Source organism: Thalassobacillus hwangdonensis (genome assembly GCF_042675915.1).
In the GTDB taxonomy this organism is placed as follows: domain Bacteria; phylum Bacillota; class Bacilli; order Bacillales; family Halobacillaceae; genus Thalassobacillus_A; species Thalassobacillus_A hwangdonensis.
The window spans coordinates 1,103,617-1,120,328 of the sequence record NZ_JBHTKL010000001.1 but is presented as its reverse complement, the minus strand read 5'-3'; the positions used below and the strand labels follow the sequence as shown (position 1 = coordinate 1,120,328).

Annotated in this window: 21 protein-coding genes and 1 tRNA gene; 11 read left to right on the top strand and 11 right to left on the bottom strand. The window is 42.0% G+C overall.

Features of this window, described 5'->3' with window-relative positions:
- The first annotated feature begins 80 nt into the window (after positions 1-80).
- The 8 genes from ACFQ2J_RS05995 (at position 81) to ACFQ2J_RS05960 (ending at position 8,792) form a co-directional block, all read left to right on the top strand.
- Positions 81-1,124 (top strand): M42 family metallopeptidase, encoded by a 1,044-nt coding sequence (locus ACFQ2J_RS05995; RefSeq protein WP_386057490.1) that lies wholly within the window; start codon positions 81-83, stop codon positions 1,122-1,124.
- 58 nt (positions 1,125-1,182) lie between these two features.
- On the top strand, positions 1,183-2,643 hold the full coding sequence (locus ACFQ2J_RS05990) for a spore germination protein (RefSeq protein WP_386057488.1): 1,461 nt from the start codon (positions 1,183-1,185) through the stop codon (positions 2,641-2,643).
- Between the two features lie 139 nt (positions 2,644-2,782).
- Positions 2,783-2,998, top strand: coding sequence for a YqgQ family protein (locus tag ACFQ2J_RS05985; protein ID WP_386057486.1), 216 nt, complete (start codon positions 2,783-2,785; stop codon positions 2,996-2,998).
- Positions 2,998-3,960, top strand: a complete 963-nt coding sequence (locus ACFQ2J_RS05980) for an ROK family glucokinase (RefSeq protein ID WP_386057484.1) — start codon at positions 2,998-3,000, stop codon at positions 3,958-3,960. The genes ACFQ2J_RS05985 and ACFQ2J_RS05980 overlap by 1 nt, the downstream gene beginning before the upstream one ends.
- Positions 3,961-4,347: 387 nt before the next feature.
- On the top strand, positions 4,348-6,249 hold the full coding sequence (locus ACFQ2J_RS05975) for an LTA synthase family protein (protein ID WP_386057482.1): 1,902 nt from the start codon (positions 4,348-4,350) through the stop codon (positions 6,247-6,249).
- A gap of 94 nt (positions 6,250-6,343) precedes the next feature.
- Positions 6,344-7,180 (top strand): M14 family metallopeptidase, encoded by an 837-nt coding sequence (locus ACFQ2J_RS05970; protein ID WP_386057480.1) that lies wholly within the window; start codon positions 6,344-6,346, stop codon positions 7,178-7,180.
- A gap of 109 nt (positions 7,181-7,289) precedes the next feature.
- Positions 7,290-7,988, top strand: coding sequence for an ABC transporter ATP-binding protein (locus tag ACFQ2J_RS05965; protein ID WP_386057478.1), 699 nt, complete (start codon positions 7,290-7,292; stop codon positions 7,986-7,988).
- A gap of 12 nt (positions 7,989-8,000) precedes the next feature.
- Positions 8,001-8,792 carry an ABC transporter permease gene (locus ACFQ2J_RS05960; protein ID WP_386057476.1) on the top strand — a complete coding sequence of 264 codons (792 nt, stop codon included), beginning with the start codon at positions 8,001-8,003 and terminating at the stop codon, positions 8,790-8,792.
- Between the two features lie 37 nt (positions 8,793-8,829).
- On the opposite strand, the gene ACFQ2J_RS05955 is transcribed toward ACFQ2J_RS05960, so the two are convergent.
- Complete coding sequence (locus tag ACFQ2J_RS05955) at positions 8,830-9,003, bottom strand: DUF2759 domain-containing protein (RefSeq protein ID WP_386057474.1); 174 nt, start codon at positions 9,001-9,003, stop codon at positions 8,830-8,832.
- A gap of 156 nt (positions 9,004-9,159) precedes the next feature.
- On the opposite strand from ACFQ2J_RS05955, the gene ACFQ2J_RS05950 reads away from it, so the two are divergent.
- Together ACFQ2J_RS05950 and ACFQ2J_RS05945 are read left to right on the top strand one after the other, a co-directional pair.
- A complete protein-coding gene (locus tag ACFQ2J_RS05950) occupies positions 9,160-9,774 on the top strand; it encodes an MBL fold metallo-hydrolase (protein ID WP_386057472.1) in 615 nt (204 codons plus the stop codon).
- A gap of 174 nt (positions 9,775-9,948) precedes the next feature.
- Complete coding sequence (locus tag ACFQ2J_RS05945) at positions 9,949-11,034, top strand: SAM-dependent methyltransferase (protein WP_386057470.1); 1,086 nt, start codon at positions 9,949-9,951, stop codon at positions 11,032-11,034.
- Between the two features lie 33 nt (positions 11,035-11,067).
- Here ACFQ2J_RS05945 and ACFQ2J_RS05940 read toward each other — a convergent pair whose 3' ends face one another.
- Positions 11,068-11,310, bottom strand: coding sequence for a DUF2626 domain-containing protein (locus ACFQ2J_RS05940; protein ID WP_386057468.1), 243 nt, complete (start codon positions 11,308-11,310; stop codon positions 11,068-11,070).
- Positions 11,311-11,387: 77 nt separating this feature from the next.
- Positions 11,388-12,083 (bottom strand): helix-turn-helix transcriptional regulator, encoded by a 696-nt coding sequence (locus ACFQ2J_RS05935; RefSeq protein ID WP_386057466.1) that lies wholly within the window; start codon positions 12,081-12,083, stop codon positions 11,388-11,390.
- Positions 12,084-12,281: 198 nt separating this feature from the next.
- On the opposite strand from ACFQ2J_RS05935, the gene ACFQ2J_RS05930 reads away from it, so the two are divergent.
- Complete coding sequence (locus tag ACFQ2J_RS05930; protein WP_386057464.1) at positions 12,282-12,665, top strand: Spx/MgsR family RNA polymerase-binding regulatory protein; 384 nt, start codon at positions 12,282-12,284, stop codon at positions 12,663-12,665.
- A 6-nt stretch (positions 12,666-12,671) separates the two neighbouring features.
- Here ACFQ2J_RS05930 and ACFQ2J_RS05925 read toward each other — a convergent pair.
- The 8 genes from ACFQ2J_RS05925 to comGA all read right to left on the bottom strand — a co-directional run bounded on the left by ACFQ2J_RS05925 (position 12,672) and on the right by comGA (position 16,662).
- Positions 12,672-12,743: transfer RNA gene (locus ACFQ2J_RS05925), tRNA-Gln, on the bottom strand.
- 69 nt (positions 12,744-12,812) lie between these two features.
- Positions 12,813-13,193, bottom strand: coding sequence for a hypothetical protein (locus ACFQ2J_RS05920; RefSeq protein WP_386057462.1), 381 nt, complete (start codon positions 13,191-13,193; stop codon positions 12,813-12,815).
- The gene (gene comGF, locus ACFQ2J_RS05915) at positions 13,168-13,578 is read right to left on the bottom strand and encodes a competence type IV pilus minor pilin ComGF (RefSeq protein ID WP_386057461.1); all 411 of its coding nucleotides are present in this window, start codon (positions 13,576-13,578) and stop codon (positions 13,168-13,170) included. Before comGF ends, ACFQ2J_RS05920 begins: the two co-directional genes overlap by 26 nt.
- A complete protein-coding gene (locus ACFQ2J_RS05910) occupies positions 13,559-13,888 on the bottom strand; it encodes a prepilin-type N-terminal cleavage/methylation domain-containing protein (protein WP_386057459.1) in 330 nt (109 codons plus the stop codon). The genes comGF and ACFQ2J_RS05910 overlap by 20 nt, the downstream gene beginning before the upstream one ends.
- Positions 13,878-14,324 carry a competence type IV pilus minor pilin ComGD gene (gene comGD / locus ACFQ2J_RS05905; protein WP_386057457.1) on the bottom strand — a complete coding sequence of 149 codons (447 nt, stop codon included), beginning with the start codon at positions 14,322-14,324 and terminating at the stop codon, positions 13,878-13,880. Before comGD ends, ACFQ2J_RS05910 begins: the two co-directional genes overlap by 11 nt.
- Positions 14,308-14,616: a competence type IV pilus major pilin ComGC gene (comGC, locus tag ACFQ2J_RS05900; protein WP_386057455.1), complete on the bottom strand. Its 309-nt coding sequence runs from the start codon at positions 14,614-14,616 to the stop codon at positions 14,308-14,310. The genes comGD and comGC overlap by 17 nt, the downstream gene beginning before the upstream one ends.
- Positions 14,617-14,630: 14 nt before the next feature.
- Positions 14,631-15,695: a competence type IV pilus assembly protein ComGB gene (comGB, locus tag ACFQ2J_RS05895; RefSeq protein ID WP_386057453.1), complete on the bottom strand. Its 1,065-nt coding sequence runs from the start codon at positions 15,693-15,695 to the stop codon at positions 14,631-14,633.
- Positions 15,658-16,662 (bottom strand): competence type IV pilus ATPase ComGA, encoded by a 1,005-nt coding sequence (comGA, locus tag ACFQ2J_RS05890; protein ID WP_386057451.1) that lies wholly within the window; start codon positions 16,660-16,662, stop codon positions 15,658-15,660. Before comGA ends, comGB begins: the two co-directional genes overlap by 38 nt.
- Positions 16,663-16,712: the final 50 nt, after the last annotated feature.

Below are 16,712 nucleotides of genomic sequence, written 5' to 3'. Positions count from 1 at the left end.
CGGCAGCTTGGTCATTTTAGTCTCTTTGTACATGTTATATGATAGAAACGATCAATTATGTTAAGAACGGAGGACAAACCATGCAAAAGCATATCAATCATATTGTAAATTATATTGAACAATTGACGTCGATCCCGAGTCCATCAGGGTACACCGACCTTATCATGAACTATTGCGAAAATATCCTGAACGTAAAGGGTGTCCAGGCATCCTTCACCAATAAAGGCGCATTGATTGCCACCGTCGAAGGGGAAGATAATAAGAACCATCGGATGTTGACTGCGCACCTTGATGCTTTAGGGGCAATGGTGAAGGAAATTACACCGGACGGAAAACTGAAAATGTCGATGGTCGGGGGATTCGCCTGGAACAGTATCGAAGGAGAATACTGTAAAATACATACGATGAACGAGGGAGATTTAACAGGAACGATCCTGCTTGAGAATCCGTCCGTCCATGTAAATAGAGAAGTTAGAAAGTGTGAGCGGACCGACCAGAATATCGTTGTGCGGCTGGATGAAGTCGTTCATTCAAGGGAAGATGTTGAAAAGCTAGGGATACAAGTAGGAGATTTCGTATCATTTGACCCAAGGTATCAAATGACAGAAAGCGGCTATGTGAAATCTAGGCACTTGGATGATAAAGCAAGTGCAGCGATCATGTTGCATATGATTGAAACTATTGTTGAAGAATCAATCAAGCTGCCTTACACGACCCATTTTTATTTTTCGAACAATGAGGAAATCGGGTTTGGTGCAAACGCAAGTATTCCGGAGCAGACAGTGGAATATTTAGCAATTGATATGGGCGCGCTCGGAAAGGGGCAGGCATCAACAGAGCATCATGTCTCCATTTGTGCGAAGGATTCTTCCGGTCCATACCATCTAGGTCTGAAAAACAGTCTGGTGAAACTGTCTGTCGAGAACGGCGTTGATTATAAGGTGGATATTTACCCGTATTACGGATCAGACGCATCAGCAGCAATCAGGGCAGGCTATGATATCAAACATGGCCTTGTCGGGCCGGGGATCGATGCGTCCCATTCAATGGAACGTACACATACCGATTCTTTATGGAATACGTATCAATTGCTTATGGCATATCTGAAGTCCCCTTTGGTTTAATATGAATGATTCACCCTCATCCGTACAAACTAATGGTATTGATTAGGGGGTGAAATGGATGTCTGATAAGAAAACACAGCCGGTGTTCCGTGACTATCAGAAGAATGTCGATTTCATGAGAGACTACCTGGGTGTAGATAAGAGTTTTGATGTCATCCACCTGGATCTTGAATATGCGGGCAGGAAGATGTCGATGTTCATGATCGATGGATTTGTCAAAGATGATATTCTGCATTATCTGATGGAAAATCTATCTCGTCTCGAACCTGAGGATCTTGAACCGGATCCATTGAATAAATTGATGAAGACGAACCTTCCTTATGTAGAACTCGATAAAGCAGATGATCTGATTCAGGCAGCAGACCTTGTGCTTGGTGGACCGACAGCTTTGATTGTTGAAGGTGTGGAAAAGGTCATCATGATCGATGCCAGGACCTATCCTGTGAGAGGGCCACAAGAGCCGGATATCGAGCGGGTCGTCCGTGGATCAAGGGACGGGTACGTAGAAACGATTGTATTCAACACTGCCCTGACCCGAAGAAGGGTACGGGATCGTTCGCTCCGGATGGAATACATGCAAATCGGTCGTCGTTCCAAAACAGATATAGCGATTTGTTATATTGAAGACATTGCTGACGATCATCGAGTCGAGCACTTGAAAAAGACAATCGAACAAATTGATACAGACGGTCTTCCTATGGCAGAGAAGACGATCGAAGAATATCTGAGCGGTCAGCATTGGAATCCATACCCTACCATTCGTTACACGGAGCGGCCGGATACTGCAGCTGCACATCTGTATGAAGGGCATATCCTCATCCTGATCGATGGGTCACCAAGTGTGATGATTACACCTTCCACCTTTTGGCATCACCTGCAGCATGCAGAGGAGTACAGGCAAAAACCTTTCATCGGCGCTTACTTGAGATTCGTGAGGTTCATTGCTGTTTTTGCATCCATTTTTGTATTGCCGTTATATTATTTATTTTCAGTTCAACCGGATTATCTGCCGGAAACCTTGCAATTCCTTGGTCCTTCTGAAGAGGGTACAATTCCACTGATTGGCCAGTTCCTCATAGCAGAGGTCGGAATCGACATGTTGCGGATGGCCGCCATCCATACCCCTTCCGCATTGGCCACAGCCTTAGGGCTGGTAGCTGCAATATTGATCGGCCAGGTTGCGGTGGAGGTTGGTCTGTTCTCCAATGAAGTCGTTTTGTATCTGGCTATCGCTGCAATCGGGACATTCACTACCCCGAGCTATGAGCTTAGCCTTGCCAACCGGATCATCAGGATGTGTCTATTGCTCATCACTGCTGCACTTGGTGGAATGGGGTATGTGATAGGGATTACGATCTGGCTGTTGATCCTTACAAGGATGAATACGTTTTATACGCCTTATTTCTGGCCATTCATACCTTTCAACAGCCGCGCATTCAGGGATATCATGCTCCGGTCGCCGATTCCATTGAAAAACAGGAGACCAGCATTTTTGCACCCGAAAGACCCTGACCGGTAATAGAATGGTTGGCACAAAGATCCGTCAATTTTGACGGGTCTTTTATTGTTTATGTGTGATGCTTAAGTTTGCGTCTGTTTTTTTCAGCCAAATATGTTATTCCTTCGCCAGGACTGATATAATAGTGGTTGGTGATTAAATGCAGACAATTTATGATATACAGCAATTATTGAAAAAATACGGTACATTCATTTATGTAGGAGATCGTTTAGGTGATTTGGAACTGATGGAAGACGAAATAAAGGAACTTTACCAGTCACAATGTATCTCCACACAGGATTATCAAATGGCACTCCTTCTGCTTAGAAGTGAAGCTGCCCGGCTCAGAGATAGAGAAAAGGGTGAGGAAAATTGATGCATACAGATTCATTCTACATAGGGGTGGACATCGGAGGAACGACTGTTAAGCTTGCAGTCGTGACCCCTGAAGGAACGATCAAAGATAAATGGGAAATCCCGACCGACTTGAAGAACAAAGGCGAACGTATTGTGCATGATATTAAACAAACCATTTTTGAGAAGATCGATCGATTGGAAATTCCCAAAACCTCGGTAATCGGTGTAGGAGTCGGGGCTCCTGGATTCCTTGACTCGATCAGTGGCTTCGTATACGAGGCAATCAACCTTGGCTGGATCGACTATTCACTGGGTTCGGATTTGGAAGAAATGACTGGCTGGCCAGTGTTCGTCGAAAATGATGCCAACCTCGCAGCATTAGGTGAAAACTGGAAGGGGTCAGGAGAAAATTCGAATGACTTGCTTGCTGTTACACTTGGGACTGGTGTCGGTGGAGGCGTCGTAGCAAATGGCGAACTGCTGAATGGAGCTAATGGAACTGCTGGGGAAATCGGTCATATTACCGTAGTTCCAGATGGTGGTGCGCCTTGTAACTGCGGGAAGACAGGTTGTTTAGAAACGGTGGCATCCGCTACAGGGATTGTAAGAGTTGCCAAAGAGAAATTGGTGGATAATCAGGCTTCCTCCCTTAATGCAAGTGTTCCACTAACTGCAAAAGATATCTTCGACGCTGCCGCTGAGAATGATCCTGTTTCTGAAGAAGTGATTACGTACGTAACCAATGTTCTTGGCATGTCGATTGCAAACATGGCTAATGTCCTCAATCCTTCAAAAATAGTGATTGGAGGTGGGGTATCAAAAGCGGGCGATTCACTTTTGATTCCTTTAAGAAAAGCTTTCGACAAATATGCACTGAAACGTGTCAGGGAAGCAGCAACTTTTGAAGTAGCTGTATTAGGGAATGATGCAGGAGTACTTGGTGGCGCTTACATGGTGAAAAAGAGGCTGGAAAATAAATGATTGCATGAAAAAAATGACTGTTTTGGCAGTCATTTTTAATTTTGTAACGAATAAACGCAGAAATGGTAAAAAGTTGACACCGGAATGTCATAGACATAAAATATTTCTTTGGTATAATCTTATCGTTGACCGGATATGAATTTACTTTGTAGGGTTTTCTTTTTCGATAGCGTCTATTAAAATATAACTCTATATGAAAAGGGGAAATCCATTTGTTAATTTCGGTAAACATTTTTTGAAACTTTTCTGGTACATTATTCGTCGTATAAATGTATGGGTTTAACATAGAGTATAATCGGATATTGTAAAGTTAGTTAAGTCATATCGTAAATCATGTGTAAATAATACAAAAAAAGATGATACACCTGGATGTAAGGAGGAAAACACATGCAAGCTTCAAAGTTTAAGATGCCGTTATTTATAATTGCATCCTTGTTATTCGGTTTTAAAACGTACATGATGTACAAATATATGTTCCATCTATCCATTGAAAATCCAATGCAGGAACTCATCCTGATTTTAAATCCGATTGTAAGTGCGTATCTTGTATTCGCAATCAGTGTATGGATGAAACCGAAACGTCAGATGAAATGGCTCAGATGGACCGCACTTCTTGGTACATTGATCCTTTACCTGAATCTAGTATTCTACCGTAATTTCACTGACTTCATCACGATTCCGGTTTTGTTCCAAGGTAATAATGCTGCCGATTTAGGTGGTAGTATCCTTGGTTTGATTCACCTGCAGGATATCCTGTTATTTGTAGACGTTGCAATCATCTGGTGGTTGAGTACTAAAGCCGCTTCATTCGCAGTAAACTTCAATAAGCCTGGAAAGATTGCTGCCACTGCAGTAACATTCCTATTATTGACAGTGAACGTCGTATTGGCTGAGATGGAGCGTCCGATGCTTTTCGTTCGTGCTTTTGACCGTGAATACCTTGTTAAGAATATTGGTGTCTTCAACTATCACCTTTATGATGCAACAATGACAACCAAGACGAAAGCACAACGAGTTTTCGCTGATGGCAGCGAAATCAACGAGATCGAATCTTATATGCGTGACAACACAGAAAGTAAGGAAAAATCCGAAATGTTCGGTGTTGCAAAAGACAAGAACGTCATTTTCGTTTCTGTAGAATCAATGCAGAATTTCACCCTTGATTCCAAAATCAATGGAGAAGAAGTAACACCATTCATGAATGATTTGAAAGAAAGCAAAGATACGATTTTCTTCCCGAACTTCTATCATCAGACAGCACAAGGGAAAACATCGGATTCTGAGTTCATAGTCGAAAATTCAATGTATCCATTACCGCGTGGATCTGTTTATTTCACTCATGCACAAAATGAATACAATGCGCTTCCTGAAATATTGAATGAAAATGATTATTACACGTCTGTATTCCATGCGAACAACAAGAGTTTCTGGAACCGTGATGTCATGTATGACAACATCAGCTATGATAAGTTCCATGGTGAAGAGTCCTATGAAGCTACACCACAAAACTCATTCGGATGGGGACTTGAAGATAAAGCATTCTTCGAGCAGTCGATCAAATACTTGAAAGCTCAGGAAGAACCTTTTTACAGTAAGTTCATTACCTTGACGCACCACTTCCCGTTCGAGCTTCCGGAAGATAAGGCGAATATCGATAAGTATGACTCAGGTTCCCGTACACTGAATCATTACTTCCCGACAGCAAGATATACGGATGAATCGCTTGAGCAATTCTTCCAGCAGCTGAAGGATGCTGGTCTTTATGAAGACTCCATCATCGTATTGATGGGTGACCACTACGGTATCAGTGAATATCACAATAAAGCGATGGCCCAGTTCCTAGGCAAAGAAGAGATTACACCTTATGACCACGTGCAGCTTCAACGTGTACCGTTCATGATTCATATTCCTGGATATGAAGGTGGAAAGCAATATGACAAAATTGCCGGTCAAATCGATGTGAAGCCGACACTTATGCATTTGCTTGGAATTGAAGAGGAAAATGATCTTTCCTTCGGTACCGATCTGTTTACGGAAGATCGCAAAGGCTATATTGCAATGCGTGACGGAAGCTTCGTCAGCGACAAATATGTCTATAGCGATGATATCTGTTACGATCGTGAGACTGGAGAGCAGGTAAGTGAAGAACAAGCCGAAGCCTGTCAACCGATCAAAGAAAAAGTCGATAAAGAATTAGGTTATTCAGACAGTATCATTTATGGTGACCTGTTCCGATTCTATAACTTTGAAGAAGGACAGCAGCAGGAAAAAGAAGAAAGCGAAGAATAACTACAAAAAAAGCACCCAATCGGGTGCTTTTTTTAATGGAGAAGGATGGGGAGTACGTTTTGAAAATAAGATAAGTGTAGAGGGAGGGGTATGGATGTTCGAGGGGTCACAAACCGTAGAAGAAAAGCTTAATCAATGGCAGGGCAGAACAGGCGTTGAAATAAACCAAATTGGTCGTTCGATTTTACAAAAGCCGATTTACGAAGTTGTAATAGGAAATGGTCCCCGAAAGGTCCATTGGAATGGAGGATTCCATGGAAATGAATGGATGACTTCGATGGCTTTATTAGATGTGCTGGAAGCTTTCTTCAAAGGGACCGATATAAAAGAATTGTTATCGAACGTGACGTTATCAGTTGTACCTATGGTGAATCCTGACGGTGTCGATCTGGTGATCCACGGACCTTCAAAAGCAAGTGCCTATGGACAAATGGTGAAGGAATGGAACGGAATGAACCGCACATTCAGTTCCTGGAAAGCAAACATCCGCGGAGTGGATCTGAATAAACAATTTCCGGCAGGATGGTTTGTAGAGAAAGAAAGGAAACCGGCTAAACCCTCGTTCAGGGACTACCCGGGTCCTTATCCTTTATCAGAGCCTGAAGCATTCGCGATGTATCGATTAGCTATGGACCGTGACTTCGATCGAGTGTTATGTTTTCATTCCCAAGGCGAAGTGATCTATTATGGATATGAAGGTAAGGAGCCGGCCAACTCTGAGGTGATTGTGCAGGCTTTTGAAAAGGTGAGCGGCTACGAACCGATCCGGACTATTGACAGTCATGCAGGGATGAAGGATTGGTTTATCCAAGCCTTTAAAAAGGAAGCTTACACAGTTGAAATCGGGAAAGGGATCAATCCTTTACCCCTTTCCCAGTACCTTCTTAATGTTGAACATGTTAAACAAATCTGTCTACAGTCACTTCATTAGACGAAAGGCCGATTTTCTGAAAAGTTTAAAGCCCACTTGATTAAGGTAGACTAACTAATAGAACAGAGCTATATGGAATGGTGGAAGTTGAAAGGTTGGGATGATCGACATGTCGGACGTACTGTTTTCATTTAAGGGTGTAGCCAAAGCACCATTGAACGATTTGAATTTCACAATTGGACATAACGAAAAAATCATACTTTTTGGTCCATCAGGAGCAGGGAAAAGTTCAACCCTGTTCCTATTTAATCGACTGAAAGACCCTGATCAAGGCAAGATCGAATTTATGGGTAAACCGATTGAAACGTACAATATTACAGAATTACGAAAGCAGGTGGGATTAGTCCTGCAATCGCCCAATCTGTTTCCTGGAACAGTAAAAGACAATATCAAGTACGGTCCATCATTGTTCGGGGAGTGGAAAGAGGAAGATGGGAAGAAGCTTCTTGAGTATGTGCAGTTGCCTGGCTCTTACCTGGATAGAGATGTCGATCAATTATCCGGTGGGGAGCAGCAGAGGGTATCACTGGCAAGAACATTGGCGAACTCACCGAAAGTTCTGTTGTTGGACGAGCCGACGAGTGCATTGGACTATCGTACGGCAGAAGAAATCGAAGAGGTGTTGGAATGTCTGATTGAAGAGCAGAAATTGACTATGGTCATGGTCACTCACAATATGAATCAGGCGAAGCGTCTCGGTGAAAGAGGGTTATTCATCCACGACGGGAGAATCGTGGAGGATGGCAGGATACCAGATATGCTCGATCATCCTGAAACAGATGCTTTGAAGGAATTTACACAGGAGTAGGAAGTGAATGGTATGTCACCGGAAATATCAAATCAGTCCTTATTATTTTTAATCATTTTTGTTTTTGTACCTTTGACGCTCTCTTATTTTTATCAGCTTGGAATGAGTAAGAATATCGTCTGGTCTGCGGTAAGGGGAACGGTCCAATTATTTGCAATCGGATATATACTGACGTATCTGTTTGATCTTGACCCCTTTGTGGGTATCCCACTGATGTTGACAGTCATGATCATCATTGCAACGTTTCATGCTAGAAAAAAGGGGAAAGAACTTCCGCATGTCTTCTGGGTCATCCTTGGAGGACTTATTGTAGTCGAAGCGAGTGTACTTACGTTATGGCTTGTATTTGATATGATCGATTTCAAGCCGTCACAGGTGATCCCGATGAGTGGGATGGTTATCGGAAACAGTATGGTAGCAATGGGGCTTGCGCTTGAGCGTATGAAGAGTGAATATACCGAGAACAGCGGAAGACTGCTTGCTGCACTATCACTTGGCGCGAAACCGAAGCAGGCCTCACACCTTATCGTCAGAAAGACGATCAATGCATCGCTGATTCCGAATGTCGATCGATTGAAGACGATTGGGCTTGTTCAGCTGCCTGGAATGATGACCGGGCTGATCCTCGGGGGAGTAGAGCCGGTAATGGCAATCAAATACCAGCTTGTCATATCACTGAGCATTTTTTCTTCAGTTTCTATTAGTGCAATGTTCGTCACACTCGCCATGTACCGTTATTTCTTTAACGAGAACGAACAGTTGATTGAAGGAAAAGATGAATTGAAAAAAAGTGCTTCAAACTAAAAAACCTTGCCGTTTTAGGGCAAGGTTTTGGATGTTTTTAGCCAAACAGATTACTGTAAAGTGTCATAATGGAGAACCAGCCGAAAATCAATGCTGAAACACCTGCAAATGCGACTGCAAAGAAATTCTTGTTTTTAACTTCACGGAATACGGCAAGTACACATAGAATTGCGACCAATAAAATGATGATTGCTGTTACCAATATCAGCACCCCCTATACCCTTCCTGTAGTATCCATAGATCATTTCAGGATGTTATAATGTGTCTATGTAGCTCATTCCTCATACATTTTATAGTATTACACAACTTTTGTCGAGATATTCTATAAGGAATTTTAATAAATTCTGTGAAAGGAGTCAACACACTTATGAAAGTTATACAAATGCCTTTAGGTCCGCTAGGGACGAATGCATATATCATCAGAGAGGGAAAGGAATGCCTGATTGTCGATCCGGGCGGTGAAGGCGAGAAACTGATTACATATCTTAATGAAGAAGCCCTAAAACCTGTTGCTGCTCTTTTGACCCACGCACACTTTGATCACATTGGTGCTGTCGATAAAGTGAGGGACCATTTCAAAATTCCTGTTTATCTGCACAAGGAAGAAAAAGACTGGTTGATGGACCCGACGAAGAATGGCTCATCCTTTTTCCAAATGGGAGAAATTACTGCTGAGGATCCAGACCATTTACTAACCCCGGGTCCATTAACGGTCGGACCATTTAAAATGGAAGTGAGACATACACCTGGACATTCACCTGGAAGTGTATCATTTATCTTTGACACATTCGCGGTTTCAGGAGATGCATTGTTCCAGCGGGGAATCGGTCGAACAGACCTGCCTGGTGGGGATATGCAGACATTGCTGACTAGTATCCGAACAGAGTTATTCAGTCTCGGTGATGCGTATGTAGTCTATCCAGGACATGGTCCTGCAACAACCATAGGTGAAGAAAAATCGGAGAATCCATTCCTGACTTAGAATAGGTTGAGATCCACAGCTCCCAGAGCCATAAAAAAGAGGCTATCTGGAGATAGCCTCTTTGGGGGGATGTGCTCTGCTTTTTATTGGTTAGGGATAAAAAATCAAGCTACATTGTATACTATAATTCCGTGTAAACACTATGTCAATAATGTTTACTGAAAAGGAGTTTGTATGGAAACGAAGATAAAGAAGTTAATTGCTGATACAAAAGAAAAGTGCATCTCATATGATACCTATATTGAACATGTGCTTTACGATGAGCTGGATGGGTACTACCAGCGAATGACCAAGAAGATTGGAAAACAAGGAGATTTTTATACGTCGAGTATGGTCCACCCTGTATTTGCAGAAACAATCGCGGATTATGTGCTGGATTTTTGCATGACCCATGGACTGCCGTTAAAATTCTGTGAAGTTGGAGGCGGGACCGGTGATTTTGCAGCACAGATCACCAGCTATCTGGATAACAAAGCAATTAGTTGGGAGTATTTTTTCATTGAAAAAAGTGACGTACATACATCAGAAGCAAAAAATAAAATCAGTGATGACCGATTCCATACATACGAAAGTCTCGAGTTGTTCTATAACGAAAACGGCCCATTCAGCGGAGTTGTCTTTTCAAATGAGTGGCTGGATGCTCAACCCGTAAAAGTTATAAAAAAGCTCAATGGAGATATCATGGAAGTGAAAGTAGGTATGAATGAAAAGGATCAGTTGACCGAAATGACGGTTCGTGCAGATGCTGAACTCATGGGAAAAGTTGAAGACTATAGGTTGACTTTGAAAGAAGGGTATCGCATGGAAATCCCCGTGTATATGGAGGAGAGTGTCCGTTTACTGGATAAGGTTTTACAAAAGGGGATGGTGATTACCATCGACTATGGATATGAAGAGGAAGAATGGAATCATCCAGCCAGAATGGAAGGGAGTTTGCGGGGGTATTTGAATCATGAGCTGAAGGAGAGTGTTCTCGACCATCCTGGAGAGATGGACATAACCCACCATGTGCACTGGGGGATATGGAATAAAATCACTTCCGCTAAAGGCTTTCAGACGATTCTCCATGAGAAACAAAACGCCTTTCTGCTTCAGGCAGGGATGATGACTCATCTGATACCGCATGAATCCCGTAATCCTTTTTCTGAGGAAAGTAAAAGGAATCGTGCAATCCAAACGTTTCTTCTAGGGGATGGAATCAGTAATTTCTTTGATGTGTGTGTACAGGTGAAGGGGTTGAAAGTAGAAAAGGATCAATAAAAAAACTGTTGCCTTTATCAGGCAACAGTTTTTTTATTCTCCGAATCCTGGTACCAGGATAAAAGAGGTGTAGTACGTGAATCCAATCATAAATACTGTCAAGTAAGCGCCAAATATGTACATATACATGCGCTCAGACAATTTCAAGTAGCCTACTGTCAGGAAAAAGGCAGTTTGGACTAAAGATAATAAAGCCGCTTCCATCATATGACCAACGTAAAACATGACAGTGAAAATACCTGTCCAAAAGGCAAGCACACGAAACATGCGGTCCATGTTCCTTCCCCTCCTTCTCTCGATGAAACTATCATCAATATTATATATGACCAGTGCTTGAATGTAAATGAATCATACTAAACTTGGACAAATTCTGCTTTGTAACTGCACGTTTTGCATCCATCCATCATAGTATGTGCCTCTTTCAACTCAATATCCTCAAATAGTGCATGGAACATTCCCTTTATGAAATGTCCGTGCATCCCACAGATTAACTCACTATTTGTCTTCACGATTTCCTTGAACGGACAGTTGTTGATCGTAAATGTAGCACGCTTAAAATCATCTGAGATATTGAACTCAGGATAGAGCCCAATCATTTCTGCCGTTTTTCTAAGGTGGAGCAATTTCAATTCGATATCCATTTCGCCGTTCTTGGAAGTGCGGATGTGATTCAAGGTGTCGTAACCATATCTTTCTCCGGTCCTGTATAACGCTTGTGCACCTGCTTCTCCAAGCTCACTGAGTGAATCGATCGCGATGGTGGCAAGCATACGGTAGTCACGGTGAGGGAAGTGGAGGTCGATGACTTCATCAGAAAGCCTATACGCCTTACTTGGACGACCGCCTCTGCCTGTCTTTTTCGTGTAAGCAACTACAAGGTTAACATCTTGCAGTTTACTTAGGTGGAGCCTTGCCACATTGGGATGTATATCGAACACCGAGGCAACATCCTGGACGGATACGGCATCATTCTTTTTAACGATGTACTGATAAATGTTGAATCTTGTTGAGTCGCTTAACACATTGGTTATCCTTAAAATTTGATCCAAACCAGTCACCTTCTCTCCATAATCTAATCTCATTATAGTATAAGGAAATGAAGAAAATAGCTGGATACATTATTTGTCAAAAAACGTACACAACTTAAAAATAAAAATAATATACGAAAATAAGTTTAAAATACTGTACAAAGGTTATACATTAATTATACAATATGTATAAGTTAAAAATGAAAGGGAGAGATTCAGATGGAAGGATTGAACTTTTATACTTATCCCAGCTGCACATCATGCCGTCGTACGAAGTCATGGCTCAAAAGTGAGGAAATTGCGTTCAAAGAACGCCATCTGTTCAGGGAGACTCCATCAAAAGAAGAATTGACACATATTTTGTCGTTGACGACTGAAGGTATCGATCAGATTCTTGCTAAGAGAAGCAAGGAATATAAAGATTTGGATATGGATGTTGAAGATCTTACATTATCAGAATTCATTAATCTTTTGATTGAAAAACCAAAATTGTTGAGAAGACCGATTCTTACAGATGGGAAGAAGCTTGTAGTAGGATATGATGAGGATGGTCTGAGAAGTATCACGGATCGAAAGATGAACATCCTCTCCAAAATTTCATAAAAAAAGCTGGGCTAGATGGATTCGAACCAACGCATGACGGAATCAAAATCCGCTGCCTTACCGCTTGGCTATAGCCCAGTGAGGAACATTCACGTTTATATTGTTTCGTAGATTAACTTAATTATTCATAAACTCCAACTGAAAAAATCAGTTGGAGTTTTGCATTTTCCGGGGAAGTTCTTTGATTACGGTTTTCGTAAATTCGTTCGAGTTAGTCAACTGGAATTGCAGGAGGTCACTATTCTCGGTATGATTCATTAGCGTAATGACCGCGGTTCCATGGGGAAATGTATAAGTCACTTCAGTTTCATGAATGGAAGCGGCGTCATCCTCTTTGTATGTTTCCACTGCCGTTTGGAATATAGATTGCAATGAAAGTTCTTCTTTATGGATGTTATTGAACAATTGGCTGTTGGAATACATCGAAATGGAGACGGTAGTGACCCCGATCAAAAGTAAGGATAACAGCAAGACAAATGGAAAGATGAAACCTCTGTCATCCTCACGATTTTGAAAAAGCTGCTTCATAATGTTTTCCTTCCTCAGTTTCGATCCGACATGTAAACCATCTCCCCATATCGGTGTAGTGAATTGCGTTCACCCCGTTTATCAACAGCTCGTGGCCAGAGCCATTGACTTGTCTGCGAATGGAGTTTCCATAGGTTTCGAATGTAATTGCTTCACCATCGGGACTGGAGAAAACCAGTAGGTTGGATGTGATGATCACTTCATTACTGATGTTGACTTCCGTTTCGATGAAGGTAAAGAATTGCCTTACATTCAGTTCATCATATTCATTTTCTAAATGAAGCATAGGAAAGATAGGTGAAAGGAGAGCCAACAAGGTAGAGAAAACAAGTAAACTCAGGATGACTTCTACAAATGTAAAGCCGTTAGCTGTATTCGTAGCCATATATACAATAGTTCTCCTGTTCCGATTTTCTGTTTTCCCATGTAGCACAAGCTTTGACGAGTTCATTTTCATGATCGAAAGTTATATTAATAGGGAACGGTGCATGGATTTCTTCCTCTGCCACTTTATAATCCCCATAAATGTAGGCAATCCATTGATCATGCAAAACAGAAAGAGCGACCCTCTCTTCTTTCAATGCCTCATTTTCAAGCTGAACCTTTGTCAGGACAGGTACAGTAGTGAGTATGGTAAATGTGAGTATGCTGAACGCGAACAATACTTCCAGTAAAGTGAATCCATTAGATTTCACTGATATAACACCTGCTTTTTCCAAAGGGGAACACCACTTTATATTTCCTGGACGTCGTTTCGATAAAAAATGTGCGTGGTGTACGTATCGTACCTTTTGTGGAGAACTTGATTGCAGATTTCATATTCATCATATCGATGCTCCATCGCGGAGGAAAATTCCTGAGGAGAACCAGCTTCTTGTCTGATTCATTGTAGATGAAATAATGAAGCGAGGAGGGAGCGACAATCATGTGATACCTGGAAGGACCAATCATCGATAGTTTTTGCAGCAATAAAACGTCTTGTCTGAATTGATCTAAGAACAGTTTCGTTTCCTGTTGTTCTTTGGTTGAGAAGTGGATTGGTGTGGCAATGGAAAGGAAAATTACCATAATGAATAACACTAGCATCGTTTCAAGTAATGTAAATCCATTACGCTCAGGTGGACGGAGCATTAGCAGTTACTTCCCCGTTCGCATCGATTGTAAGCTTGGACCCATCTGGACAGGTGTCGCTTTCTAAATAGCCTTCAGTCTGTAATGTGGCAATGGTAGCTGGCATTTCATTCTTGTCTAAATAATACGATTGAGCCTGTGCTTCCGCCATTTTTATAAGAGCTTCACATCCTTTATCCTTTACCGTTTTACTGTTGTCTGAAAGGTTCGGAATGGTAATGATCAGCAGCACTGAAATGATCATAAGTACGATCAGCATTTCAATGAGTGTGAATCCTTTTTCATTTGTCATGGAATAACCCCTTTCTATAATTGTTCCATCCATTGATACATCGGCATCATGATGGATCCATACAATAGCAGTATGAAAATGGCTACAAACAGAAAAAATAGTGGCTGGATAATTTCAATTGTCCTATCCAGTTTTGATTTCACAGTATCCAGCAGCAGATTCGCGTAAACGGACAAATCTCTGGTCAATGTTTTGGCATCAGCATTCCGATGGAAAATGGTGGTGAGTTCATCCTTCAGTAATGCACATTTATTGATGGACTGCGCCATCGTGTAACCATTTTCCAAGTCACTTAATATCAATGATGCATAATAGGAGAGGATCGGATATTTATCGTTTTCGCGTAATAATTGGACGCACTCTTTCAAACTTGCTCCAGTATTGAAGATGGACTGGAAATGTACAGAGAAAGTGTAGGTCACTTTAATTGATTGGATCGATCTGATCAGAGGCATTTTTTCATAAAGGTGGATCTTTTTCTCAGTGGAGAGACGTGGATGATAAACCTTCCACAAAACCCAAAGACTGACGAGAAAAACGGGAAAGACTGTACAAACAGTGACTAAAATATCTACAATAAATACAGCGATACCAACTGATGCATTGGAACCGATCGTCGTCTGGAACATTTCCAGAAATGCCGGAAAGATTGTCCGGTCGACGACTACCACCATAATTGTAAGAAAAACAGTCAGGATCAGAGGATAGCGGAGCACCTTGGACAGCTTTGTCATATAGTCGGACTCAAGCTCGAGCATATGATGGCATTCCAGAAGAATCGTTTCTAAATCACTGTTCATCCTTGCAAAATAAAGATATGCCACAATATTTATCGAGAAGTGAGCATCCTGAAATGCGAGATCAATCGTTTTTCCGGATTTCAATCCTTCCGATATGATGGCTGCAGTATTTTTAAAATCGTGTTCCCACGCTATGACCTCCAATGCCTCGAGCAGTGGATAGCCTTTAGAGAGCAGGTGACTTAGCCTGTAGAGAAAATGCTTTTGAATATGGATACTCAATCTTCTGGGAGGAATGGACCTATTCCAAAGTCGTCTGATCTGTAAATCCATAAGCATAAGCTTTCCTCCTTAATTGTTCGAAGGTGTGGAAGCTTGAGGGAAGAGGAGTAAAAGGATCCTTGATGACCGATCGCAACGCATTACCATCCAAAAGTTCCAGAATTGCTGCACGATCCGGCAGGTGTTGTTCACCCTTCAAAGGAATGAGTTGTTGAGCAGCGACACAAATTAGTGTCTGCTCGATATCCAAGCTGTTGATGCCCATCTCTCTTAGACGTGAAATGGTCCCGACTGCATTATTGGCATGCAAGCTCGATAGAACCAGGTGTCCTGTCTGTGCTGCGTGGAATGCGAAATGGGCGGTTTGCCTGTCGCGGATCTCTCCGACCATGATGAGATCCGGGTCGTGCCTGAGTGCTGCTTTCAAACCTGTATCATAAGTGATGCCAGCACGCTCATTCACCTGGACCTGAATGATGTCATCAAGATTCTTTTCTATCGGGTCTTCGAGTGTAATCGCTTGATAGGAATGCTTCTTCAAGAACGTCTGCAATAGAGCATAAAGGGTAGTGGTTTTTCCACTTCCGGTAGGCCCTGTAAACAGAATCATTCCGTTTCTGTGCTTCAGCCATGAGCGGATTGTAGAAAGTTGAAAGGGAAATAAGAAAAGTTTATCTAGGGACATGCTCGTGGATTGTGGGAGGATGCGGATGGCAAGACTTTCGGTGCTGACAATCGGCAGGGTTGAAAAGCGGAGGGAATAGATATGATCATCATTCCTGAATTCATACGTACCGTTCTGTGGCTTTTTGATCTCACCGATATCCATCCCTGATGTAAACTTGAAATAAGATAACAGCTTCGTGTAAAGGATGGTTGAGATGGAGGAGTGGTGGACTCTTTTCCCGTGAATCCTGAAATGGATGTCCACTTTTTCTTTGTAGGGAGAGAAGTGGATGTCACTTGCGGTGGATTGAATTGCTGCGATCAGTAACTGTCTGGAGAGATTGGCTGTTGTACTCACGTCATTGAATCACCTCACACTGGGTTTATATTACATACATTCGCCGTATG